The following is a 23,445-nucleotide window of genomic DNA, read 5'->3' as shown; positions in this document are numbered from 1 at the left end:
ACAAGATCGAGCACATGGCCACCGACACGAGCGACACAGCGATGGGTCGGGTCAAGCGCGGCACTGCCGCGCGACACCGCAACTGGCTCTCCGCGCACGAACGCCAACTCCAGCTCCGCGCAAAGTGGGCTGGCTTCTTCAGCGGCACCGACGACGAGCCGGGCTTCGACGCACTGCTCATGCCCGTGCATCCCCGCGCGGCGATCGCCCACGACCACAGCCCGCAGTGGGAGCGCACCGTTGAGATCGGTGGCGTCGAGAAGTCGTATCTCGACTTGTTCGCGTGGATCGCTCCCGCCGGAGTCGGCTACCTGCCGGCCACAGTCGTCCCCGTCGGAGCGGACCGCGACGGATTACCGATTGGCGTGCAGATCGTCGGCCCGTTTCTCCACGACCGCACCACGCTTGAAGTCGCGCGCCACATCACCGCGCTCACCGAGGGCTGCCCGCGCCCAAGTCTGGCCGACTGATCGCAGCACACTCGGGGTCTGGCCCCAAGTGTGCTGCAGTTCGTCAGCTGGCGTGGGTTTGGAGCTGGCCGCCTGATTCGGCGAGGGACTTGAGGAGCGGGCTGAGGTCCCAGTGCTTGCCACCGAGTGACTCGCTGTAGCTCTCGATCTTCGACACGATCTCGGCCAGACCGATCGAGTCGGCCCAGTGCATCGGGCCACCGCGGTAGACCGGCCAGCCGTAGCCGTTGACCCACACCACATCGATGTCGCTGCCGCGGATCGCGATCTTCTCCTCGAGAATCTTCGCGCCCTCGTTGACCATCGGGTAGAGCAGGCGTTCGAGGATCTCCTGATCGGTGACCTCACGCTGCTCATGGCCCTTCGAAACAGCGAAGTCCTTGATCAGTTGCTCGACTTCGGGGTCAGGGGTGGCCGCACGAGTGTCGGGGTCGTAGGTGTAGTAGCCGCGGCCGTTCTTCTGGCCTCGACGACCGTTCTCGCACAGGATCTCGCGGATCGTCGATGACGACGACTTCTCTTCCTTCCAGCCAATGTCGAGGCCAGCGAGGTCGCTCATCGAGAACGGGCCCATCGGGAAACCGAAGTCGTAGAGCACGCTGTCGATCTGGGCTGGCGTCGCACCTTCCATCAGCATCCGCTCGGCTTCAGCACCGCGCATGAACAGCATCCGGTTGCCAACGAAGCCCGGGCACACCCCGACCATGACCGAGACCTTCTTGATCTTCTTGCCGATCGCCATCGTGGTTGCCACGACCGAGTCAGAGGACTTGTCACCGCGGACGTTCTCGAGCAGCTTCATCACGTTGGCTGGACTGAAGAAGTGCATGCCGATCACGCTCTCGGGACGGCTGGTCACCGAAGCAATCTCGTTGACGTCGAGCGCGGAGGTGTTCGACGCGAGCAGTGCGCCCGGCTTGCAGATCTCGTCGAGCTCCTTGAAGATCGACTTCTTCAGCTCCATGTCCTCGAAGACAGCTTCGATGACCATGTCGCAGTCGGCGAAATCTTGCTTGGACGTCGAGCCGGTGATGAGCGCCATCCGCTCCTCGACCTGCTCGGCCGTGGTCGAACGCGAGCGCTCGTAGTTTTTGCGGACGACGCCGAGGCCCTTGTCGAGCGATGCTTGATCGCGCTCGACAATGGTGACTGGAATGCCGACGTTGACGAAGTTCATCGCGATGCCGCCACCCATCGTGCCGGCGCCCAGGATGCCGACCTTCTGCACGTCGATGAGCGGCGTGTCCTTCGCGATGTCGGGGATCTTGTTCGCCGCACGTTCGGCGAAGAAGTAGTAGCGCTGCGCACCTGACTGCGGGCCCGTCATCAGTTCCATGAACAGCTTGCCTTCGACCTTGAGGCCCTCGTCGAACGGCAGGTTGGCAGCGGCCTCGATGCACTGAATGTTGTACTCGGGGGCGAGGAAGCCACGGGTCTTGCGGGCGACACTCTTGCGGAAGTCGGCGAAGAGCTGATCGTTGCCCTTGGCCTCGGCAACCTTGTCGTCACGGTCGCGAACGCGGACGAGCGGCAGGTTCTCAGCAACGGCTTTGTTCGCGAACGCAACGGCCGCGGCGCGCAGCTCGTCGAGCCCGTTACCGGCGATGACTTCATCGACGAGGCCGCCCGCTTGCGCCTCGGCGCTGCTGACGTGCCGGCCAGTGGTCATCATTTCGAGTGCCTTTGGCACACCGACGAGACGGGGCAGACGCTGCGTGCCGCCGGCACCCGGCAGCAGACCGAGGTTGACTTCGGGGAGACCGAACTTCGCCGACGCGACGCTGACGCGGTAGTGCGCGCACAGTGCCACCTCGAGGCCGCCACCGAGGGCGGTGCCATGAATGGCTGCAATCACCGGGACGGGAGCATCTTCCATCGCCGCCTGCACCTCTTGCAAACCGGCCGCCTTGGGCACGTTGCCCCCGAACTCGCTGATGTCCGCGCCCGCAATGAACGTCCGTCCGTCGCAGATCACGACGATCGACTTCGCACCTGATTCAACAGCCTGTGTCATGCCGTCGAACAGGCCCTGACGGACGTGCCAGCTGAGTGCGTTCACCGGCGGGTTGTTGACGATCACCAGGGCAACGTCGCCGTCACGTTCAAGACGGACGGATTGAGACAGTTCGATCGATTCACTCATTTCCACAGTCAAGCAAACCCGGGCCCTCAACTTCGATTCCGACCCGCCGTTGACACGACCATTCGCCACCGCACGCCTCAACGTTGCCCCGATGCCGGGGATTGACATGCGCCGTCACGACCGGGAAGCTCAGCGGGAGCGAACCGCTGGCACCAGCGGTTCGAGACACAGATCGACGGGAACCACATGAGCAACGGCGACATCATTGGATTCATTGGCCTCGGCAACATGGGCGGGCCGATGTGCGAACGCCTTCTCGCCGCCGGACACCAGGTGATCGCCTTCGATCTCGACGACGCCAAGGTCGCCCACGCTGCAGCGCACGGTGCCCGACCAGCCGAGTCAGCCGCCGACTGCGCCGCACGTGCCGACGTCCTGCTCACCTCGCTGCCGCGGCCCGACCATGTCGAAGCCGTCATGGTCACGGCAGGCGCGCTCGCCGCGCTGCGCGCCGGATCACTGTGGGTCGATCTGACCACCAACCGCAAGGAGCTCGTTGCACGCCTCGCCGCTGAGGCCCCACCGGGCGTCGACGTGGTCGACTCGCCCGTCACCGGAGCCGTCGACGGCGCCCGCAACGGCCGACTGACGCTCTTCATCGGCGGCGCCGAGGCACCCGTGGCTCGCGCTACCGCGATCATCGAAGAACTCGGCACCGTCATTGCGTGCGGAGCGCTCGGCACCGGCAATGTCGTCAAGCTCGTCACCAACCAACTCTGGTTCGTCGCCGCGGCAGCCCTGGGCGAAGGGTTCGCCCTCGGCATGTCCCACGGCGTCGAACTGTCGACGCTGTACCGCGCCATCATCGAGTCGGTGGGTGACAGCTTCGTGGCACGCCACGACGGGCCATCGATCTTCGCTGGTCACTACGACCCATCGTTCAGCGTCGATCTTTGCCTCAAGGACCTCGGCCTCCTCCACGAACTGCAGGCCGACGTCGACGCACCGCTGTTGCTCACCGACGCGGCGCGCGCCGCGTTCCAGGATGCCGGCAACCGATACGGAGGCGATGTCGGCGAACTCCACGTGGCCAAGCGCCTCGAAGACGACACCGGTCTCTCATTTCGCATGGACGGCGACTGGACGCCACCCTGGGAAGTGACCGATCAGTGACCGCGGCGCCAGCGACTCAGGCGATGGCGGCCAGGTCGTCCCAGAGGTGCCCGAGCGCCCGGTGGCACGTGCCGGCCTGGCGGATCTCGGCCCACACAGTGTCTTCTCGGAGGCGATCGATCAGCTTGGCGAGACCGGGGTGTTCGGACCGCGCGAGTTGTTCCGCCGACCGGCCCGGAAACTGATCGAGCGTGAAGGCCATTGGCAACAACCGGGCGAAGGCGGCGAGCGGACCATCGAACGGCATGGTCGAGCCCGGTGTGCGCGCAGCAGTGACCGGGGCTGACGCCCACACGTCGCTCATTCCCGCGTAGAACTCGTCAGCAGCCGCGTAGTGCACGTGGGCGACCTTGAGCTGCATTGCGGCAGCGGCACACATCAGGCACGGCTCGAGCGTGGTGTACAGATGCAGTCCCTCGGCGTCGAAGGTGTCGAGTTCGGCGAACGCGTTCATCTCGGCATGTGCCGTCATGTTCCCCGACAGCGTGCGCGGCGCACGCTGGGTCTGCATCACCCGATTTCGGCCGACGGTGACAATGGCGTTCTCCGCCGCCGGATCGGTTACGACCGCGCCGACCCCGAAGTTGCCCGCACGAAACGATGCCCACGCCTCCTCGAACGCCACCTGCCACGGCAGCGAAAGGCCCTTCCATGTCTCGGTCGCAGAACTCATCTGGATGAGTCAACCAGCCCAATCACCGCAATCACGGCGATCACGGCAATCACGGCAATCACGGCAATCACACTGTTCCATGTCCACTCCCCCTCGAAGGTGTCCGTCAATCCAGCGAACATGTCGATGGTAGAACGTTCCATCCGGGAACACCCAGGGCAAAGGTCCCAGAACGATCGCTGCCGACTGACACCGCCGTGCGTGGCAGGGTGTGTCTGTGCAGTCCGCGGCCCCAATTGACATGATCGAGGAACTGACCGTTGCGGTTGGTGCGGCCCATGTGCTCGTCGATGACGATGTGCGCGCCGGATACGAGGTCGACTGGACCGGGCGATACCAGGGCCCGTGCCGCGCTGTCGTGCGGCCCGACTCCGTCGAAGAGGTCGCCGCGGTCATTCGGATCTGTGCTCAACATGATGTGGCCGTCGTGCCCCAAGCGGGGAACACCGGGCTCGTCGGTGGCAGCGTCCCGCGCCCGGCAGCATCTGGGGCGCGTGCTGCCATCGTGCTGTCGCTCATCCGACTCACCCGTCTCGGCGCCGTCGACACTGCTGCGATGCAAGTAACTGTCGAAGCAGGAGTCACTTTCACAACGTGGCGTGAGCAGGCTCGTCACGCCGGCCTCGATACACCAGTGGACTTCGCAGCACGCGACACCGCAACCATCGGAGGGGCAATTGCCACCAACGCCGGCGGATCTCGGGTGCTGCGATTCGGCACCATGCGCCAGCAGGTCGTTGGCATCGAAGCAGTCACCGCCGAAGGGGCAATCGTCGGGTCACTTGGCGGACTGCCGAAGGAAACCGCCGGGCTGCACTGGCCGTCCCTGCTCGCCGGGTCTGAGGGCACCCTCGCCGTCATCACTGCCGCTCGACTTCGCCTCGTGCCATGGTTTCAACACACGACCACCGCGTTGGTGGCCGTCGAGTCGGTCGCAGCAGGAACACGACTCCTGGCCACGCTCCGCCAATCGCTGACATCGCTTGACGCCGTTGAAGTGATCGCGCCCGCTGCCATGAGGCTCGTCAGCGAACACCTTGGCCGGCAGCCACCGGTATCATCGCCCGAGGCGGTCCTGTACGTGATAATCGACTGTGCTGACCATGGCGACCCGTCCGAACAGCTCCTTGATGTGCTTTCCCAGGCCGATGGGATCATTGACTCGGCAGTGACGACCGATGCGGTGCAGCGCGAGCGGCTCGTCGCTTTTCGCGATCGCATCACCGAGGCAATCGCAGCGGCCTCCACCGAGGCGGGCGTGCCCACATTCAAGCTTGACGTCGCCGTGCCCCTCGACGCCTTGGCTCAGCTGATCGAGGTTGCCCAGGATGCTGCTGACGCTGACGGTTGCCGGTTGATTCCCTTCGGACATCTCGCCGAGGCCAACCTGCACCTCAATCACATCGGCGCCTCACACCCCGAGCGCATCGCCGACACGGTGCTGAAGGCAGTTGCATCACTCGGTGGAACCATCTCAGCAGAGCACGGCATCGGTGTGGCAAAGGCCCCGTGGCTGCACCTCATTCGGAATCCCGCAGAACTCGCCGCGCAGGCCGCGATCCGCGCCGCCCTCGACCCGGCGGGCATGCTCAACCCCGGCGTGCTGCAGCCCTGACCGGCCCGAAGCGACAGCCTGTTTTCAGGTGCCGAAACCAAAACCAAGATCAGGCGCGGTCAGGAGCGGGCGGTAATCAATCCCTTTGGCCGCTGCCATTGCCGCACACGTGCCACCACGATCGACGATCACCGTCATGAACACCGGGTAGGCGCCATAGGCCTCAATCTGCTCAGCGGCTTCGATCAGCGACGTACCGCGTGTCGTGGTGTCCTCGGTGACCAGGACTCGATCCCCAGGCAGCAACGCACCGGCGATCCGTCCAGTGATCCCGCCGGCCTTGGGCTCTTTGCGAACACTGAAGCTCCGCAATGACTGGCTACGAGTCGCAGCGACGGCCTGCACCCCATAGGCCACCGGGTCGCCGCCCATCGTCAAGCCGCCAATCGCGTCGATGCCATCCAGAACATCACCGAATACCTCGACCACTGCGTCGGTCACGGCAATGATGCCATCGGCTCGGCAGGCCGTCTGCTTGGTGTCGAGGAACCACGAACTGGTGGCGCCCGACTTCAGCGTAAACGTGCCCGTCTTGACGGAGTGTTCGAGCACATGGCTGCGCAGACGATCAAGGGTGGGCGACAGCTCGGGCAATTCGGCAGTGCTCATCAAGCGAGGAAACTATCCGACGACGCCGCGGCAACGGCTCTCGTATCCGGACAGGCCGTCAGCGCGCCTGGCGATCGCGGACCAGTACCTCTTGCGCCACGGTCGCGATGTGTAGCCCGTCAGCGGCGAAAACGTGGCCAATCGATAGGCCGCGCCCGCCGACGAAGTGGTGACAGGAGAAGTCATACAGATGCCAGCGGTCGACGCGCAGCGTGCGATGGAACCAAATCGTGTGGTCGAGACTGGCACCGAAGAACCGATCCTCCTCGGCGTCGGCTGCGACCGGGTGGGCGCGTATGACAGCGTCGGTCGGGAGGTCGTCCGAGAGGTACGCGAGCCAGGAACGATGCAGGAGCTGTGCCGCCGGATCACCAGGATCGCCGAGGTCCTCATTGACCTTCATCCATGCCACCGCACGACCGGTGCCAACTCGGCCGGCGACACGATCACGCACCTCGCCCGCCGGGACCGATGCGCGGTCGAATGCGTCAGTCCACGACGTCTGCTCCAATCGATCAGCCTCGGGAACATCGGGCATGGCAATGGTCTGCACGACTGCTGCCAGCTCGGGTCGCTGGAACGAACTCTCCGCATTGAGAATTGCACCGATTGCTTGGCGCGCAACCACACGGCGAGTCGCAAACGTGCGACCATTGCGAATGCGATCGACTTCGTAGCGAACCGGCTCGCTCGCGTCGCCCTTTCGAATGAAATACGCGCGGATCGAGTGCGGTTCAAAGTCCAAATCCACCGACAAAGATGCAGCATGCAGTGCTTGCGCCACGATCTGCCCACCATAGAGACCGCCCCACGGATACTGCGGGCCCGTGCCGACAAAGACATCGGTGCCATGGGGCGAAAGTTCGAACAAGACCGGAAAACCTATTGCAGAATTCATCAGATTCCTTACAATGAGATCTATAGTGTCAAAATGGAAGACGGAAATAGCCCAAAATCGCCGATGAGCGACGAACACAAAGCAGCCCTCGCAAAGGGCCGCGCCGAGGGCCGCATTGTGCGCGAATACCTCGAAGGACTCCGTGCAACAAAGCCCAAGCGGGGTCGGAAGCGCACCCCCGACACGATCGCCGCGCGTCTTCAGAAGCTTGAGGTCGAACTCGCAGCTGCGAGCCCCCTCGACGAACTGCTGCTCGTTCAAGAGCGCCGTGACCTGAGTGCCGAACTCGACGCAATGTCCAGCACCATTGACATGACATCGCTTGAAGCAGCGTTCGTGAGCATCGCCAAGAGCTACAGCGAGAGCAAGAAAATTTCGTACCAGTCCTGGCGCGACGTCGGCGTCGACGCCAGCGTGCTCAAGTCCGCCGGCGTCAGCCGCGGCGACTGACTAAGACGTTCAGTTCGGTTCAGACGTCGATGGCGTCGAGCTGGTCAAAAACACGGCCGAGGTTGCTGAGTGAGCGACGCAAGTCGAACGCATCGTCAAGCACGGCGTTGTCGACGTCGCTGTCGGCTTCGAGGAGGGCCCGGAAATCAGTGCCCTCGTCCCAGGCCTGCATCGCGTTGCGTTGCACGATGCGATACGCCTCGTCACGCGTCTTGCCACCCTGCACGAGCGACAGCAACACGGGCTGACTGAAAACCAGGCCATAACTGGCGTCGAGATTGGCCTGCATGCGTTCCGGCATCACGACGAGCCCCGCCAGCAGTCGTCGCAACCGGCGCATCATGTAGAAGGCCAGCTGCGACGAATCCGGCAGGATCACGCGCTCGACCGATGAGTGCGAGATGTCGCGCTCGTGCCACAGGGCGATGTCTTGCAGCCCGGCAAGCAGATTCGACCGCACGACGCGAGCGAGCCCGCTGATGGTCTCCGCCGAGATCGGGTTGCGCTTGTGCGGCATGGCCGACGAGCCCTTCTGACCCGGCTTGAAACCTTCTTGCACTTCGCGCACTTCCGTGCGTTGGAGATGGCGCAGCTCGACAGCCATCAGCTCACATGTGGCAGCGACCGACGAACAGGCGTAGAGAAACTCGGCGTGACGGTCGCGGGCGACGACCTGCGTGGCCGGTACCGGCGCCAGCCCCAGTGCATCACCGACGAACTGCTCGACCTCGGGCGGAATGTTCGAGTACGTGCCGACGGCACCGCTCAGCTTCATCACCGCAACCGTGGCCCGTGCCGTGCGCAGCCGCTCCCGGTCACGCTCGACCTGCAATGCCCAGAGAGCGACCTTGGCGCCGAAGGTGGTCGGCTCGGCGTGGATGCCGTGCGTGCGGCCGATCATCACGGTGTCGCGATGCTCGCGTGCCAAGCCGATCAACGTCTCGAGCAGTTCCGTTGACGCCTCGATCATCAAGTCCGCGGCGTCGCGCATGGCCCAGCACAGGGCGGTGTCACCGACGTCCGATGACGTGAGCCCATAGTGGATCCACGAGCCAGCAGGATCGTTGATCGCGTCTTGGGTGACGTCGACGAATGCCGCCACGTCGTGATCAGTGATCGCCTCGCGGTCGAGAATCTTCTGGAGGAACGCATCGTCAGCGACGGGCGCGTTTGCCCGACAGATCGTCGCTGCCTCCTGCGGCACGACACCGACCGCTGCATGGCCTTCGGTCGCCAGCAACTCGACTTCGAGCCAACGAGCAAACTTGGACGTGTCGGACCACACAGCGTCCATCTCCGGAGTGGAATACCGGGGAATCATTCAGTGCCCCAAATCAAGTAGTCATCGCGCTCGGCTCCGACGCCGACGACGTTGACGGGGATGCCGACTTCACGTTCGACGACTTCGATAAAGCGCTTGGCTGCATCCGGCAATTGACCCGGCTCACGCATCTCGTTGATTGCCGTGTTCCAACCGGGCAGTTCTTCGTAGACGGGATCGATTGCTTCCAGCACGTCGTATTGATCGGGATAGTCAGTGACCGGGACACCGTTGTGCAGGTAACCGGTGCAGATTTTCACCGTGTCGAACCCGTCGAGAATGTCGAGCTTGGTGAGCGACAGTTCCGTGAGCGAGTTGAGTCGCACCGCATGGCGCAGCATCACGCAGTCCAACCATCCGCAACGACGAGCGCGGCCGGTGACGGTGCCGAACTCACGGCCGACCTCCGCGAGCCTCTTGCCGTCGTCGTCGAACAGCTCGGTGACAAACGGGCCGGCACCGACACGCGTGGTGTACGCCTTGGTGATACCGACGATGCGACCGAGGTCGCGGGGTCCAAGACCCGACCCGACGCTGGCGCCTCCAGCAGTGGGATTCGATGATGTGACGTACGGGTACGTGCCGTGGTCGAGGTCGAGGAAGGTGGCCTGAGCGCCTTCGAGCAAGATGTGCGCGTCCGCAGCAAGCGCATTGTGGAGCAGGCTGATCGTGTCAGCCAGGTACGGCACCAGGCGCGCGCCCAGCGCACCAAATCGTTCCACCATCTCGTCAATATCGAGTTCTTCTCCGCCGGCTTCGCCGATCAGCTTGTTCTCGATCGTTGCGCGCTCGCGGATCAGCCGCGCAAACCGTTCGGGGTCACGCGCATCGCCAGCACGGATACCGACTCGGCGCATCTTGTCGGCGTAAGCGGGACCGATGCCACGCAGCGTCGTACCGAGCTTGTCGTCACCACGCATTGCCTCGGAGATCGCATCGTGGCTCTGGTGCCACGGGAAGATGAGGTGCGCTCGACTCGACACCTTGAGGTCCGAACACGAGTTGCCACGCGATTCGAGCATGTCGACTTCGTTGAACAGCGTCGGCAGGTCAACAACGACTCCGTTGGCGATCACCGGAATGACGTGCGGGTACAAGATTCCCGACGGCACGAGTTGCAGCGCATACTTCTCGCCATCGACGACCACGGTATGGCCCGCGTTGTGGCCGCCCTGATATCGCACGACGTAGGCGTGCTCTTTCGACAGCAGGTCGATGACCTTGGCTTTGCCTTCGTCGCCCCATTGGGCTCCGATAACGACAGTGACTGGCATGACGCTCCTCGGCCTGATTCACCAGGCAGAAATGGTTGATGGAACGTGATGTGACACTACTGGCCGCCTGAGCATGCCAGGCCATCCGATGCGCAGATGAGCCGTGCTTTTCGTCAAGCGCGCCGATCCCTGGCTACACGAGTAGGGCGTCGGTCATCACTTCGACGAGCGCTGGACCGTTGTAGGTAAAGGCTGCGGCGAGCGCTGCGTCGAGCTGACCGACCGAGTCGACCCGGCATGGTTCGACCCCGAATGCACCGCCTCAGAAAACGCTGCGACGTCAGAGAACGCCCCTTCGTGATCAACGTCCTGGAAGGCGCCACGCCCCTTGACCTTCGAGGACACCTGGCCTGAAAGGGCCAGCACCGGCGTCCGGTCGACTTTGGCGTCGTACAGCCCGGTCAGCAGGTTCGTCGACCCCGGCCCGGCAATCCCAAAGCACGCCGCGACGTCGTGGGTCAGCTTGCCGTAGGCGCTCGCGGCAAATGAGGCCGCGCCTTCGTGACGGATCCCGAAAAGCGGAGGTCGCCACGTTCCTCGGCGACCCGCATCCCATCTGCAAACCCGAAGTTGCTGTGTCCGACCATGCCGAACACCGCAGTGACGCCCCAGTTCACCATGGTCTCGACAACCACATCGCTGACGGTTCGGGCGCGTGGTTCATCGTCGGGAACCGACACCCAGATCCCGTCGTCCCGCTGCTCGATCGCGAACGGACTGACCTCGTCGTCACTGCCCTGTGGCGCGTGGCCCGTGCACGGGTGATAGTCGCCGCCGTGCCACGGGCAACGTAACCAGCCTTTCTCGATCGACCCTTCGCCGAGCGGGCCGCCCTAGTGCGGACAGCGGTTGTCGATGGCTCCGTACCGGCCTTCGTGATGCGAGACCGCCAGGGATCGGCGACCAACCGTGACGGTCGTGACGCGCCCTTCGGGCAAGTCGTCGGCGTCCAGCACCCGATGCCACTGTTCAGAAGTCGATTCGCTCATGGCGGCAGGGTACGACACCTAAAGAAGCGGCGTCAGCTGGTCGATCGGGTTCGGCCCGGATGACAACTCCTCCGACATCTGGGCGGGCAGCTGGGTACCGTTAAGAGGGTGACGGTGATGCGGCGACAGACGTGGTCCGAAATGAACGACGAGACTCGTGCTGCACTGATGCATCGCGGCCTCGATGACATCTTCGACCCCAAGCTACGCACCTCGATCGGCAACATTCTCAACGACGTGCGCAAGCGCGGCGACGCGGCGGTGTGCGACGCACTCGCCAAGTTCGACAAGATCGATATCGCTCCCGACCAACTCCGTGTCACGAACGAAGAGTTTGCGACGGCTGCAGTCACCGCCGAGGTCGACGCCGCCATCGACGATGCCATCGCCCATCTACGAACGTTCAACGAGACCCAGATGCTGCAGGCTCAGGACTGGAGTGTCGAAAGTGAGCCGGGACTCTTCGTTGGGGAGAAGATCACGCCGATCAGTTCAGCGGGTCTGTTCACCCCGTCGGGAAAGGCGAGCTATCCGAGCGTCGCCTACCAGCTCGCGGTTCCCGCGATGGCCGCCGGCGTGCCACGGCTGTCACTGGTGGTGCCTCCCGTGCCAGGCGGCAACGGCGAGATTGATCCGGCCGTTCTTGTCGTCTGTCGCAAGCTCGGGATCTCAAATGTGTTCCGCGTCAACGGGCCAGCTGGTATCGCAGCACTCGGTTTCGGTACGGAGTCGATCGAGCGTGTCGCCAAGATTGTCGGCCCGGGTTCACCCGCCGTCGCGCTTGCGCAAGTCGAGATGCAGCGCTTCGGTGTGTCGACCATGATGCTGCTCGGCCCGACCGAGAGCCTCGTCATCGCGGATGAAACAGCAGACCCCGTTCGCCTTGCCGCTGACCTTCTGATCGAAGCCGAGCACGGCAACGACAGCTCAGTGGTGCTGCTGACCACGTCTATCTCACTCGCCGACGCAACCGATGCGCAGCTGGCCGAGCAGCTCGACGCTCTCCCTGAGGTTCGCGCGACAGCTGCTCGGGCGTCGCTCGGCCCCAACGGCGGCTGCGTGATCGTTGATGATCTTGCGATGGCGATCGACGTTGCCAACGCCTACGCGGCCGAACACCTCCAAGTTGCCGTCGCTGACGATCAGGTCGACTTCGTCGTCGACGGCCTAATCAACGCCGGCGAGATCCTGGTTGGCCAGCACACCCCGTTCAGCGCTGCGAACTTCGTGATCGGCTGCCCGGCGTCGCTCCCGACGAGCGGCTTCGCGCAGGTCTCGTCCGGCATCACCGCCGACACGTTCCTGAAGCGCACCGCCGTCGCCCGCGCCGATGCCGGCTCAATCCAGCGCATGGCCCCAAGTGTCATCGCGCTCGCCGAACACGAGGGTTTCCCTGCGCACGCCAACGCCCTCCACCTCCGCGCCACCTGAGTGACCCAGTGACGTCCGAGTGACGTCTGGTCCCGAGGGACATCTGGTCAGTGAAGTCTGGTCCCGACCCCGAAGTCGCCGCCGCGCGGTTGTGGTTGGCATCCGTGACCCCATCGGGTGCGTTCCGTTCGCTCGTGGGGCCATGACCAACGTGCTGCTCGTCGAGGACGACGAACGGATCAGCGAGCCGTTGAAACGCGTGCTGCGGGCCGAAGCATTCGACGTCGTGCACGTTGCCGCCGGGCGACCCGCACTCGCCTCGGTCGCCAACGCCGTGCCCGATCTTGTCCTGCTCGACCTCACACTGCCCGACATCGACGGACTCGACGTCTGCCGCAAACTCCGCGCCGACCACCCCGATCTCCCGGTCATTATGTTGACTGCCCGCGCCGAGGAGATGGACGTGATCGTCGGGCTCAATGCCGGCGCCGACGACTATGTGGCCAAGCCGTTTCGCCTCGCCGAACTGGTGGCCTGCATCCGCGCTCGGCTACGCATCGGCCAGCACCACGCGGAGAATCTGGTCCCCGCCGCGCCGACTGGCCGAAGCCGATGGTGGCCGCCTCGAACTCACGGCCCAGCACCCAGCCACGTTCACATTGTCACTGCTCGCCGTCCGGCGCTGACGAAGCCCACGCGCAGGACGCGCTCAGACGGATCTGACCCAGCAACGTGGGCCGAAAAAGCAGAAACCCCGGGGTTCCAGCGGGAGGAATGGCCATATTCGGCCAGCCCCGATCCGTCTTCGGTGTCAAGTGTGCGTCAAGAAGGCGCCGTCGGGCTCAAGTCACCGGGGCCCGGGGCCGACTGCGAGGCCTGCGACCCCACCGGTGCCGTCTGGGCCGCCCGCCTCGACGACCACCGAGTCACCCTCGCCAATGGTGCCATCGAGGATCAACAGCGCAGCCGGGTCGCCGATCTCGCGTTGGATGATTCGCTTCAGCGGCCGAGCACCGAACGCCGGGTCGTAGCCCTCATGGGCCAACTGCTCCATCGCCGCATCAGAGACATCCAGAGTGATCCGCTTGTTCCCGAGCCGCACACGGAGCCGTTCGAGTTGCACGTCGACGATCCGACGAAGATCGGCTTCGCTCAGCGACCTGAAGCGCACGATGTCATCGACTCGGTTGATGAACTCGGGCTTGAAGAAGTCTTGGGGGTCGCCCGGCAGGTTCGACGTCATGATCAACACGACGTTCGTGAAGTCGACCGTACGTCCCTGCCCATCGGTGAGACGACCATCGTCGAGCACCTGGAGCAGTGTGTTGAAGATGTCGGGGTGCGCCTTTTCGATTTCGTCGAGCAGCACGACGGAGTACGGGCGGCGACGAACCGCTTCGGTGAGCTGGCCGCCTTCGTCATAGCCGACGTATCCGGGTGGGGCGCCGACGAGGCGCGACACGGAGAACTTCTCCATGTACTCGCCCATGTCGATACGAACCATGGCCTTTTCGTCGTCGAACAAGAACTCGGCGAGCGCACGCGCCAGCTCGGTTTTGCCCACACCCGTTGGCCCGAGAAACATGAACGAACCAATTGGACGATCGGGGTCGCTCAAGCCGGCACGGCTGCGGCGGATGGCGTTGGCCACCTTGTTCACCGCGTTGTCCTGGCCGATGACCCGCTTGTCGAGTAGCCCTTCCAGGTTAACCAGCTTCTGGGTTTCGGACTCCATCAACCGGCTCATGGGGATGCCGGTCGCCTTGCCGATGACTTCGGCAATGTCTTCAGCGTCGACCTCTTCTTTCAGCATCGCATTTGTTTCCTGCAGCTGATCGAGGTGCGTCGTCGCCTCTTCGATTCGCCGTTCGAGTTCAGGAATGCGGCCGTAGCGAATCTCAGCCGCGAGCTCAAGGTCGGACTCGCGGTCGATCTGCGGCCGCAGTCCTTCCAGCTCCTCTTTGAGCGATCGAATCGCGTCGATGGCCTGCTTTTCCTGTTCCCAATGCTCCTTCATTTCAGAAACGGACGCATTGAGCTGTGCGAGTTCGTCGTGCAACATCTCGAGCCGCTCGGCGGAAGCCTTGTCGCTCTCCTTTTCGAGTGCGACCTGTTCGATCTCGAGTTGGAAGATCCGCCGCTGGACGACGTCGATCTCAGTCGGGAGCGAATCGATCTCGATGCGCAGCTTCGACGCTGCTTCATCCATGAGGTCAATCGCCTTGTCGGGCAGGAAACGCGCCGTGATGTAGCGGTCAGAGAGCACTGCTGCGCTGACGAGCGCCGAGTCTTGGATGCGCACACCGTGGTGCACCTCGTAGCGCTCCTTGAGCCCGCGCAAAATGCCGATCGTGTCTTCTACCGAGGGTTCGCCGACGTAGACCTGCTGGAAACGGCGTTCGAGCGCCGGATCTTTCTCCACGTACTTGCGGTATTCGTCGAGGGTGGTCGCACCGATCATCCGCAGCTCACCGCGGGCCAGCATCGGCTTGATCATGTTGCCGGCGTCCATTGCGCCTTCGGCACCACCGGCGCCGACAATGGTGTGCAGTTCGTCGACAAAGGTGATGACCTCGCCCTCGGCGTCGGTGATCTCCTTGAGGACCGCCTTGAGTCGCTCTTCGAACTCACCGCGGTACTTGGCCCCAGCGAGCATCGAACCGATGTCGAGCGCAATGAGCCGCTTGTTTTTCAGTCCTTCGGGGACATCACCGTCTGCGATGCGCGCCGCAAGGCCTTCGACAATGGCCGTCTTGCCGACGCCGGGTTCGCCGATGAGAACCGGGTTGTTCTTAGTACGTCGCGAGAGGACTTGGATCGTGCGTCGAATCTCGTCATCGCGGCCGATGACCGGGTCGATCTTGCCCTCATGAGCCCGGGCAGTGAGGTCTTGGCCGTACTTCTCGAGTGCGCCGAACTTCTCCTCGGGGTTCTGATCGGTGATGCGGTGCGAGCCGCGGACGTCTTTGAGCGCCACGAGCAGCTCTTCGGAGCCGACGTCGAGGCGATCGTTCATGGCCAACAACAGGTGCTCGACGGACAAGAAGTCGTCACCGAGATCCTTTTGATATTTCTCCGCGTTGCTGACCTTGTTGGTCAGCTCCTTGCTCATGCGCGGCTCGTTGCCGCCGAAGGCCTTCGGGAGCGCTTGGACGCGCTCGTCGACCTTGTTGCGCACCATCAACGGCGCCTGTCCAAGCTTGGCGAGCACTGCTGGCACGATGGTGCCCTCCTGGCGCATCAATGCGCCAAGCACGTGATCGGGCGTCAACTCAGGGTTCGACAGCTCTTTTGCCTGGTCGATGGCAGCCGAAAAGGCCTCCTGAGTCTTCAGTGTCCACTTCTTCGGATCGAGTGCCATGCTCAACGTTCCTCACTGGTTCGTATGTTTATCAATAATGCTGAGTGTCATTATATCAAGTTCGGGGAACAGTCAGTTGGAGATGCGCCACGATGCCTTCGGCAGTGTGGGCCAGATCCTTGTACCCCCGCACGTCATCGGGCATTGCCTCGAGCGCGACGGCCAAACGACGGCGCGCTGCGGGTGTCACCACCGTGTCGAGCGGTGCGACATAGGTACGAATGGTGAACAGCACACAATTTGTTGCCGGGAAGCGGCGCAGGGTTTCGCGTTCAACACGCAGAAACATCTCCTCCGGCGCAAGGTCAGCAGGCCGCGGTGCCGCGGTGCCATCAATCGGCGTGTACCAGTCAGCGGTGTCGAGGATGCCCCAGCCAAGGCGCCAGTAACTCCGGTCGGGGCGAAGCCGATCGAAGAACCGATCAACCGGAACCGCGAGCTGGTCATTGAGGCGGGCCACGGGAGCGTGCACCTCGACCATCGTCAACCCCAGCTTGGATCGAAGGTCCCATCGGTTTGGGAAGCAGACCGAGCCGCCACCGAAACGCAACTCTGGTCCGTTGGCGCCTGGACGTTCGACCATCAGCACCAAGTCCTCGGGCACCAGGCGCGCTGCGGCATCAAGCGGGTGGAGATCATCGCGCAGCGGTGCGCCGACGTGGGCAGCGATGGCCTCGGCAATTTCGGTCGACTCGGGCTCGATGCCGTCGAGCGCTGCGAACACCGTGTCCGGATGCCGCTGGTTCAACTCGGTTTTGTACGCCAACGCCGCTGGGGCGTCGGGGCCCCACTCGATCCAGTTGTCGAGATCGAGTGGCCGAACACCGAGCCGCCACTTGAAGTCGCCACTGGTCGGCCCCTCCCTGAACGGCAGATACGGCGGTGCACTCGACACATTGCCCACGTTACGACGTCGCCACCTCGGCCGGTCCTGCCCGGCCGCCGATTTATGTCACGACGGACTGACGCTCGACGGCTTCGTTCGTGACACAAACGGCGGCGCACATATCGCAACGCCGGGAAGGGTGTGACAACTGCTCGGTATCGTGAGATGGATGTCTCGCAACCGCCCACCCCACGTTCCGCAAGGCACGTGGCGATCGGGCGCACTGCATGTGTGGGGCTGGAACGGTCTCGACACCGCATCGATGGCATGGCTCTACTCGGGCTTCCGCAAGATTGGCGACGACGGCCGGCGGACCGGCTGGCACGACTCCCCGATCTCCTACGGGGCCATTGGCCGCATCACCATCGACGTTCCGGGTCACCCCACAATGCACGCCTCGTCGGTGCAGCTCGACGCCATCGGCACGGCCGTGTGGCTCAGCGAACTCCCCGAAGCGGAGTTCCTGAGCGACTCGCTGCGCTGGTTTGCGCGGATCGCCGAGTTGGCACGCCGGACAGTGGCCACCAACCGGATCGTGCCCGTGATCGACACCGAAGGACCATTCACCGTCGGACGCTGGAAAGCCGTCACCGACGACCAGATCGATGACGTGTTGATTGCACTTGGTGCATCGATGCCGGACATCTGCGTTGCCGGATCAGGTGTCACCGTCGCGACGATCTACACCCAACTCGTCGATGGCATCGCCCGTTCGTTTCTCCATCAGGCCGGATGGAAGGCCGAGCTGGGGCGTCAACGCAAGCCGCACTACCAGGCCATGCGGGCACTGTTCGGAGCGCTCTCCAAGCCCGATCACGTCATGCGGGGCAACACCGACGGCTACGACGTCGCCGTCCAGCACCTGCGCGACGATCTTGATCGACATCGTCGTCGGCTCAATGGCGAGCCCGTCCTCGTGCCGCGCCTCCGCCTGCTGATCGCCGATGACCCGCTCGACCCGTGGATTGTTCGACTCGAACTGGTCGACGACAGCGACGCCGCTCGCTGGTGTTCGGCCAACGACGTGTGGGAGCGCAACCAGGTCGCCATCGACGTCGCGCGCGGCGAAGAACACCTCGACGCGCTGGGTGACTTGATCAGCGACCTCGTCACGCGAGTCGTGGCCATCCCCGGACTCGGTGACCTCGCCGCCGAGCACGAGCCGACCAGAGTCGAGCTCGAACTCGACGTGGCCGAAGACTTCATCGACATCGCACCAGCCGAACTCGACAGATTGGGCATTGAACTCATCGGCCCCGAGCGGCTGATCCGCACGCGCGTCAACGTCTCGGGCGAAGCCACGCCAGCACCTCCCGACGACCGCAAAAAGCAGTTCAGCAAGGACGCCCTCGTCGAGTGGAAGCTCGTCATCGGCGACGAACAGATCTCCGACGCTGAACTCGCACGCGCCGAGGAAGCCGGGGCCACGCTGCTCCACACCGGCCAGCGCTGGGTGCGCATTGACGCCGACGAGCTACGGCGCAAACGCGAGCGGCTCACCGACCTCAAGGCCAACCACAGCAAGGTCAAGCCACTCGAGTTGATGCGGCTCGCGAACGACGACGACAGCACCGAAGACAATCCGCTGATCTTTGTCCACGATGGGCGGGGCCCAGAAGAAGGGGCAGACCCGTACGACGACGCCGGCATCGGTGAACGTGACCGCGTTGCTGCGGACTGGGTGCGCGAACTCCTTGCCGGCTTACCTGACGAACAACTCGAAGAGAAACAGGAATCATCGGAGTTTCGTGGCGAGCTGCGCCACTACCAACGCCGCGGCCTGGCCTGGCTGCAATTTCTCGCCAAACTCGGCCTCGGTGGCGTGTTGGCCGACGATATGGGGCTCGGCAAGACGGCGACCACGTTGGCCCACCTGCTCGAACGCCCCGGCCCACACCTCGTCATCTGCCCGCTGAGCGTCGTCCGTAACTGGCGCACTGAGAGCGAACGGTTCGCACCCAAGCTCGACGTCACCGTGCATCACGGCGCAACCCGCAAAAAGAACGTCAGCACCGGCCACGACGAAAGCGGCGAACTGTTCTCGATCCATCCGGAACACCAGCTCGTCATCACCACCTACGGGCTGCTTCCCCGCGACCTCGAACACCTCGGCGAAATCGAGTGGTCAACCGTCGTCCTCGACGAAGCCCAGATGGTCAAGAACCCAAACACAAAGGCCGCCAAGGCAGTCCGAGCCCTCACCGCCGACCAGAAGTTGGCGCTCACTGGCACGCCGGTCGAGAACCGGTTGAGCGAACTGTGGGCCATCCTCGACGCGGTCAACCCCGGCCTGCTCGGCAGCCTCACCAAGTTCCGCGACAAGTTCGGAACGCCAATCGAACGTCACCATGACCCCGATGCCGCAGCGCGGTTGCGACGCATGACGCAACCGTTCATCCTCCGCCGGACCAAAGCCGACAAGCGACTCCTGCCCGACCTGCCCGACAAGATCGAGCAGATCGCGTACGCCAAGCTCACCAAAGAGCAGGCAACGCTGTATCAAAAGATCGTCGACCAGCTCCTCCACGACGCCGAACAAGAGAGCGGGATGCGCCGACGCGGCCTGGTGCTGGCCGCGCTCATGCGGCTCAAGCAGGTGTGCAACCACCCGGCACACGCACTGAAAGACGGTTCGCGCCTGGCAGGCCGATCCGGCAAGCTGACGCGATTCGACGAGTTGGTCACCGACTTGCTCGACCAGGGCGAACGAGCCCTGGTGTTCACCCAGTTCCGCGAGATGGGCGAGCTCTTGAACCAGCATGTAACCGAACAATTCGGGTTCGATCCACCATTCCTGCACGGCGGCGTCACCCGCCTCAAACGCGACCTGATGGTCGATCAGTTCCAGGACGGCACGGGGCCCGCGCTCCTGCTCGTGTCACTCAAGGCCGGCGGCACCGGACTCAACCTCACGGCGGCAAGTCAGGTCATCCACTACGACCGTTGGTGGAATCCCGCAGTCGAAGATCAAGCAACCGATCGCGCCTGGCGACTCGGACAGCAACGCACCGTCAACGTCCACAAGCTGGTCTGCGAGGGAACCGTTGAAGAACGCATCGGCCAGGTCATCGACGACAAACGCAAACTGGCCGATGCTGTTGTCGGGACCGGCGAAGCGTGGTTGAGCGAGCTGTCAACCGACGACCTCCGCGACCTTGTCGTGTTGGAGCAGGAATCGTGATGGGCGTGATCGAATTATGAGTCGGCCCCGCAAGCCATTCGGCACAAGTCAGCCAGGCCGTCTACCGGCAACGATGATGAAGGTCCTCGCAGCCGAGATGAGCGACCCGACGCGGCATCGTCGTGGCAAGCAGTACGCAAGCGACGGGTCGGTGCTCGACATCATCATCGACGAAGGTGTGGTCACCTGCGAGATCCAAGGGTCGCGCTCGATGCCTTACGTCGCCACCGTTGAGGTCACCCGTGGCAGCGGGATGCCATTGCGGCGTGACATCACCTGCACGTGTAGTTGTCCGGACGACGACAACTGGGACGGGCATGCCTGCAAGCACGTCGTCGCCACGCTGTACACGTTGAGCAATGAGTTTCTGATCGAACCCGCGCTCCTCGACGTGTGGCGCCGGCAGGGAGCGGACGACAACGACCCGTCCTCTGACTTCGCCGACCCACCGGACTTCGACGACACGCCGACACGCGGGACGCGGCGACATCTCTCACTCGTGCGCGACGACGAGCACGATGACGAGCCACCGCCCGCACCCCCACCGCACGTCGTCGAGGATTCGCTCCGGCCGGTGCTCGTCCTTCAGCCCGGAACCGAATTGCCAGAAATTCCCGTGCTCGAACGCGCCGACTTACGACCGCCAAAGGACCGCGATCTGGCCGCGGTGCTACGCGATGCGATGCAGCACATGCGCGTGGACTGGGACTGAGCCGGCTGCGACGTCGTCAGGGATCGTCCTGTGCCAGGCCCGGACTGACCGGTTCAGGCAGGGTTGTCGGCGGCGAGCCGGAGGACTTCATCTTCGGGAAATGACCCGATCCAGCCAGTGATCGGCGTGCCGTCGGCTTTGAGCATCACTGCGGTTGGCTGCGAACTGACGCCAATGGTCTGCCACGAAATGAACGACTCGTCCCACAGCATGTCGAAAGTCGTGCCGAACTTATTATCGAAGTCGTTGGCCTGACCGAGGCTGTCCTGCGTACCGAGGCCAATTACTCGGACCTTGTCACCGTGTTCTTGAGCAAACTGCTCAACATCGGGAGCTTCCCGACGGCAGGTGGGTCAATTCGGTGCCCACATCCACAGCAGGATCGGCCTGTCGGTGCTCCAGTTCGCGCAGAATCGGCCGGCTGACCGATTCAACGACTGCTTCAAGCCCGGTGTTGGCCTCGCCGACCACGCGATCGAGCCGCGTACTCATCTCCTCATGACGGCGATTGGAGTGTGCGCCAATTTCAGTGAGTCGTTCCTCGAGTACACATTGGACTTCAGACTGAAAGCCCGTCTGGGATTGCTGTGCGCGTTCAAGGCCCTGAGCCAGCGCTCGGACCTGCTGGTCAGACTGCGATCGCGCGGCGCGCTCGGCGGAGATCTCGTCGCGTAGGGCCTGGACGGCGCTTCGAACCTGTCCGCTGTACTCGGTCAGCTGTTGCTAAACCGCAGCAACGATCTGCTGCTTCACGGCGTTGAGCTCATCAGTCATTGCTGCCTCCTTTTTCTCGTTGTGGCGGATGCGGGGTCGGGTGATTGGTCAAGGTGACCTCCAGACATCTATCGACCAATGACGAGCACCTCTTGAGGATTTACTGAGGGTCGTCAACTGTTCAGCGAGGAGGACCCGTGAGCTGGTGAAACGTCGCTGTGAGCGGCCGCGCTTACCGGCGCAGATCGTGTCGAAGGCGAGCGCGACGACCCACAATCGGTTGCGCCCACTTGGGCAGAACTTCACACAGCGCTGCCAGAGACATGACACAAACCACCGCCCTTGGCCGGCGTTCCAGGGGCTGCGTTGCCAGACGTAGGCTCCTGGGATGCGCGTGCACCTGGTCGACGGCACCTACGAACTTTTCCGCCAGCACTTCGGTACGGCATCTCGCCATCGCGACAGCCATCCACACGCAGCTGCCGCTGGTGTGGTCGCATCGACGCTCGCGCTGATCGAAGACGGCGCCACACATGTCGGGGTCGCCTCGGACCACGTGATCGAGAGCTTCCGCAATGCCCTGTACCCCGGCTACAAGACCGGTGAGGACATGGATCCTGACATCAAGGAGCAGATCCCCGTGATGGAGCGGGCCCTCGCAGCTGCCGGATTCACCGTGTGGCCGATGATCGAATTCGAAGCCGACGATGCACTTGGCGCCGCCGCTCGTATCGCCGGGTCCGACCAACGAGTCGAGCAAGTCCTCATCGTCACCGCCGACAAAGACCTCGGCCAGTGCGTCGAGGGCGACCGCATCGTCCAATTCGATCGGCGCAACCGCTTGATCATCGACGAAGCCGGGGTCACGGAGAAGTTCGGGGTCGGGCCAGCGTCGATTCCCGACTACCTCGGCCTGGTCGGTGACAGCGCGGACGGATTCCCCGGTCTTCCCGGTTGGGGGGCGAAAAGTTCAAGCGCGGTCCTCGCTCGATACGAACACTTGGAGAACATCCCCGCAGCCCCCGGACAGTGGGACGTACCCGGCCTGCGCGGCGCCGCGAAACTGGCAGCCACACTGCAGGCACAGTTCGACGATGCGTTGCTCTTCCGACAGATCGCCACCCTCGACTACGACGTCGAGGTCGGCAGCGTCGACGATTGGCAGTGGGGTGGTCCGACAGCGGACTTCGCAACGATCTGCGGCGAACTCGACAACCCCGAACTACTCGCGTACGCCGAGCGGCTTGCTCGCTGAGGTGGCCCTGAACCAGCCGTTCGGCGATCTCGGCGCGAGCTTCACCGAATTGCTGGGCAGGTCACGCCGAGATCGAAGCGCAACTTGCTGATGACATCTCGCCGACTGAGGTGATGACCAGGCGATCTGCGGCACACAGACGATGCCGATGAAGGCTGCTACCTTCCGGTCCTGACCTGGTTCACGGGCGTCCGTTGCACAGGACCCGGTCACCACCTCACTCGGCGAGATCGCCGTGACCGAAATGATAGCCGGTCCGGATATCCTTCCGACCGACGATCTCATTGAGTTTGTCCACCCGGGAGGGGTGCGAGAGCGGCCGAATCGGCACGCTTGGAAAGCGTGTGAAGGGCAACCTTCCGAGGGTTCGAATCCCTCTCCCTCCGCCATGGGGTCTTAGAAGAAAAACC

General features: G+C 63.6%; 18 protein-coding genes, 1 tRNA gene, 1 other RNA gene and 2 pseudogenes. 10 read left to right on the top strand and 12 right to left on the bottom strand.

Annotated elements, in window-relative coordinates; all coding sequences use genetic code 11:
• A partial coding sequence (locus tag ACH2DW_RS12345; RefSeq protein ID WP_394930046.1) for an amidase family protein occupies positions 1-470 on the top strand: 470 nt, incomplete at its 5' end.
• 43 nt (positions 471-513) lie between these two features.
• Here ACH2DW_RS12345 and ACH2DW_RS12340 read toward each other — a convergent pair.
• The gene (locus ACH2DW_RS12340; RefSeq protein ID WP_394930045.1) at positions 514-2,613 is read right to left on the bottom strand and encodes a 3-hydroxyacyl-CoA dehydrogenase NAD-binding domain-containing protein; all 2,100 of its coding nucleotides are present in this window, start codon (positions 2,611-2,613) and stop codon (positions 514-516) included.
• A 171-nt stretch (positions 2,614-2,784) separates the two neighbouring features.
• On the opposite strand from ACH2DW_RS12340, the gene ACH2DW_RS12335 reads away from it, so the two are divergent.
• Positions 2,785-3,726: an NAD(P)-dependent oxidoreductase gene (locus ACH2DW_RS12335; protein ID WP_394930047.1), complete on the top strand. Its 942-nt coding sequence runs from the start codon at positions 2,785-2,787 to the stop codon at positions 3,724-3,726.
• Positions 3,727-3,742: 16 nt separating this feature from the next.
• Here the strand turns inward: ACH2DW_RS12335 and ACH2DW_RS12330 are convergent, their stop codons facing one another.
• Both ACH2DW_RS12330 and ACH2DW_RS12325 read right to left on the bottom strand, forming a co-directional pair.
• Complete coding sequence (locus ACH2DW_RS12330) at positions 3,743-4,399, bottom strand: nucleoside deaminase (RefSeq protein ID WP_394930044.1); 657 nt, start codon at positions 4,397-4,399, stop codon at positions 3,743-3,745.
• Positions 4,396-4,542, bottom strand: coding sequence for a hypothetical protein (locus ACH2DW_RS12325; protein ID WP_394930043.1), 147 nt, complete (start codon positions 4,540-4,542; stop codon positions 4,396-4,398). The genes ACH2DW_RS12330 and ACH2DW_RS12325 overlap by 4 nt, the downstream gene beginning before the upstream one ends.
• A gap of 74 nt (positions 4,543-4,616) precedes the next feature.
• Here ACH2DW_RS12325 and ACH2DW_RS12320 point away from each other — a divergent pair, with 74 nt between their 5' ends.
• Entirely contained in the window at positions 4,617-6,014 is a 1,398-nt protein-coding gene (locus tag ACH2DW_RS12320) for an FAD-binding oxidoreductase (RefSeq protein ID WP_394930042.1), read from the top strand.
• 24 nt (positions 6,015-6,038) lie between these two features.
• On the opposite strand, the gene ACH2DW_RS12315 is transcribed toward ACH2DW_RS12320, so the two are convergent.
• Together ACH2DW_RS12315 and ACH2DW_RS12310 are read right to left on the bottom strand one after the other, a co-directional pair.
• The gene (locus ACH2DW_RS12315; protein WP_394930041.1) at positions 6,039-6,623 is read right to left on the bottom strand and encodes an orotate phosphoribosyltransferase; all 585 of its coding nucleotides are present in this window, start codon (positions 6,621-6,623) and stop codon (positions 6,039-6,041) included.
• A 58-nt stretch (positions 6,624-6,681) separates the two neighbouring features.
• The gene (locus ACH2DW_RS12310) at positions 6,682-7,494 is read right to left on the bottom strand and encodes an acyl-CoA thioesterase (RefSeq protein WP_394930040.1); all 813 of its coding nucleotides are present in this window, start codon (positions 7,492-7,494) and stop codon (positions 6,682-6,684) included.
• 90 nt (positions 7,495-7,584) lie between these two features.
• Here ACH2DW_RS12310 and ACH2DW_RS12305 point away from each other — a divergent pair, with 90 nt between their 5' ends.
• Positions 7,585-7,971: a hypothetical protein gene (locus ACH2DW_RS12305; protein WP_394930039.1), complete on the top strand. Its 387-nt coding sequence runs from the start codon at positions 7,585-7,587 to the stop codon at positions 7,969-7,971.
• A gap of 19 nt (positions 7,972-7,990) precedes the next feature.
• Here the strand turns inward: ACH2DW_RS12305 and purB are convergent, their stop codons facing one another.
• The 3 genes and pseudogenes from purB to ACH2DW_RS12290 all read right to left on the bottom strand — a co-directional run.
• Entirely contained in the window at positions 7,991-9,265 is a 1,275-nt protein-coding gene (purB, locus tag ACH2DW_RS12300; RefSeq protein WP_394930038.1) for an adenylosuccinate lyase, read from the bottom strand.
• Positions 9,266-9,288: 23 nt separating this feature from the next.
• The gene (locus ACH2DW_RS12295; RefSeq protein WP_394930037.1) at positions 9,289-10,566 is read right to left on the bottom strand and encodes an adenylosuccinate synthase; all 1,278 of its coding nucleotides are present in this window, start codon (positions 10,564-10,566) and stop codon (positions 9,289-9,291) included.
• A 234-nt stretch (positions 10,567-10,800) separates the two neighbouring features.
• Positions 10,801-11,555, bottom strand: a pseudogene (locus ACH2DW_RS12290) (thiamine pyrophosphate-binding protein); the annotation flags it as partial.
• A 117-nt stretch (positions 11,556-11,672) separates the two neighbouring features.
• Here ACH2DW_RS12290 and hisD point away from each other — a divergent pair.
• Complete coding sequence (hisD, locus tag ACH2DW_RS12285; RefSeq protein WP_394930036.1) at positions 11,673-12,986, top strand: histidinol dehydrogenase; 1,314 nt, start codon at positions 11,673-11,675, stop codon at positions 12,984-12,986.
• Between the two features lie 142 nt (positions 12,987-13,128).
• Positions 13,129-13,455, top strand: a pseudogene (locus ACH2DW_RS12280) (response regulator); the annotation flags it as partial.
• Positions 13,456-13,773: 318 nt separating this feature from the next.
• On the opposite strand, the gene ACH2DW_RS12275 reads toward ACH2DW_RS12280, so the two are convergent.
• Both ACH2DW_RS12275 and ACH2DW_RS12270 read right to left on the bottom strand, forming a co-directional pair.
• On the bottom strand, positions 13,774-16,287 hold the full coding sequence (locus tag ACH2DW_RS12275; protein ID WP_394930035.1) for an ATP-dependent Clp protease ATP-binding subunit: 2,514 nt from the start codon (positions 16,285-16,287) through the stop codon (positions 13,774-13,776).
• Between the two features lie 55 nt (positions 16,288-16,342).
• Positions 16,343-17,182 carry a heme-dependent oxidative N-demethylase family protein gene (locus tag ACH2DW_RS12270; RefSeq protein WP_394930034.1) on the bottom strand — a complete coding sequence of 280 codons (840 nt, stop codon included), beginning with the start codon at positions 17,180-17,182 and terminating at the stop codon, positions 16,343-16,345.
• A gap of 160 nt (positions 17,183-17,342) precedes the next feature.
• Between ACH2DW_RS12270 and ACH2DW_RS12265 the strand changes: the two genes are divergently transcribed.
• Both ACH2DW_RS12265 and ACH2DW_RS12260 read left to right on the top strand, forming a co-directional pair.
• Positions 17,343-20,354, top strand: a complete 3,012-nt coding sequence (locus ACH2DW_RS12265; RefSeq protein WP_394930033.1) for a DEAD/DEAH box helicase — start codon at positions 17,343-17,345, stop codon at positions 20,352-20,354.
• A gap of 76 nt (positions 20,355-20,430) precedes the next feature.
• Entirely contained in the window at positions 20,431-21,066 is a 636-nt protein-coding gene (locus ACH2DW_RS12260; protein WP_394930032.1) for an SWIM zinc finger family protein, read from the top strand.
• A gap of 53 nt (positions 21,067-21,119) precedes the next feature.
• On the opposite strand, the gene ACH2DW_RS12255 is transcribed toward ACH2DW_RS12260, so the two are convergent.
• On the bottom strand, positions 21,120-21,278 hold the full coding sequence (locus ACH2DW_RS12255) for a hypothetical protein (RefSeq protein ID WP_394930031.1): 159 nt from the start codon (positions 21,276-21,278) through the stop codon (positions 21,120-21,122).
• Between the two features lie 890 nt (positions 21,279-22,168).
• Here ACH2DW_RS12255 and ACH2DW_RS12250 point away from each other — a divergent pair.
• On the top strand, positions 22,169-23,035 hold the full coding sequence (locus ACH2DW_RS12250) for a 5'-3' exonuclease H3TH domain-containing protein (protein ID WP_394930030.1): 867 nt from the start codon (positions 22,169-22,171) through the stop codon (positions 23,033-23,035).
• 112 nt (positions 23,036-23,147) lie between these two features.
• Here ACH2DW_RS12250 and ffs read toward each other — a convergent pair.
• Positions 23,148-23,246: signal recognition particle sRNA small type (gene ffs, locus ACH2DW_RS12245), an RNA gene on the bottom strand.
• Between the two features lie 90 nt (positions 23,247-23,336).
• On the opposite strand from ffs, the gene ACH2DW_RS12240 reads away from it, so the two are divergent.
• Positions 23,337-23,424 (top strand) — tRNA-Ser (locus ACH2DW_RS12240).
• Positions 23,425-23,445: the final 21 nt, after the last annotated feature.

Source organism: uncultured Ilumatobacter sp. (assembly GCF_963980585.1).
GTDB lineage: Bacteria > Actinomycetota > Acidimicrobiia > Acidimicrobiales > Ilumatobacteraceae > Ilumatobacter_A.
Note: the sequence above shows the minus strand (reverse complement) of the source record. Positions and strands in the feature narration are given on the sequence as shown.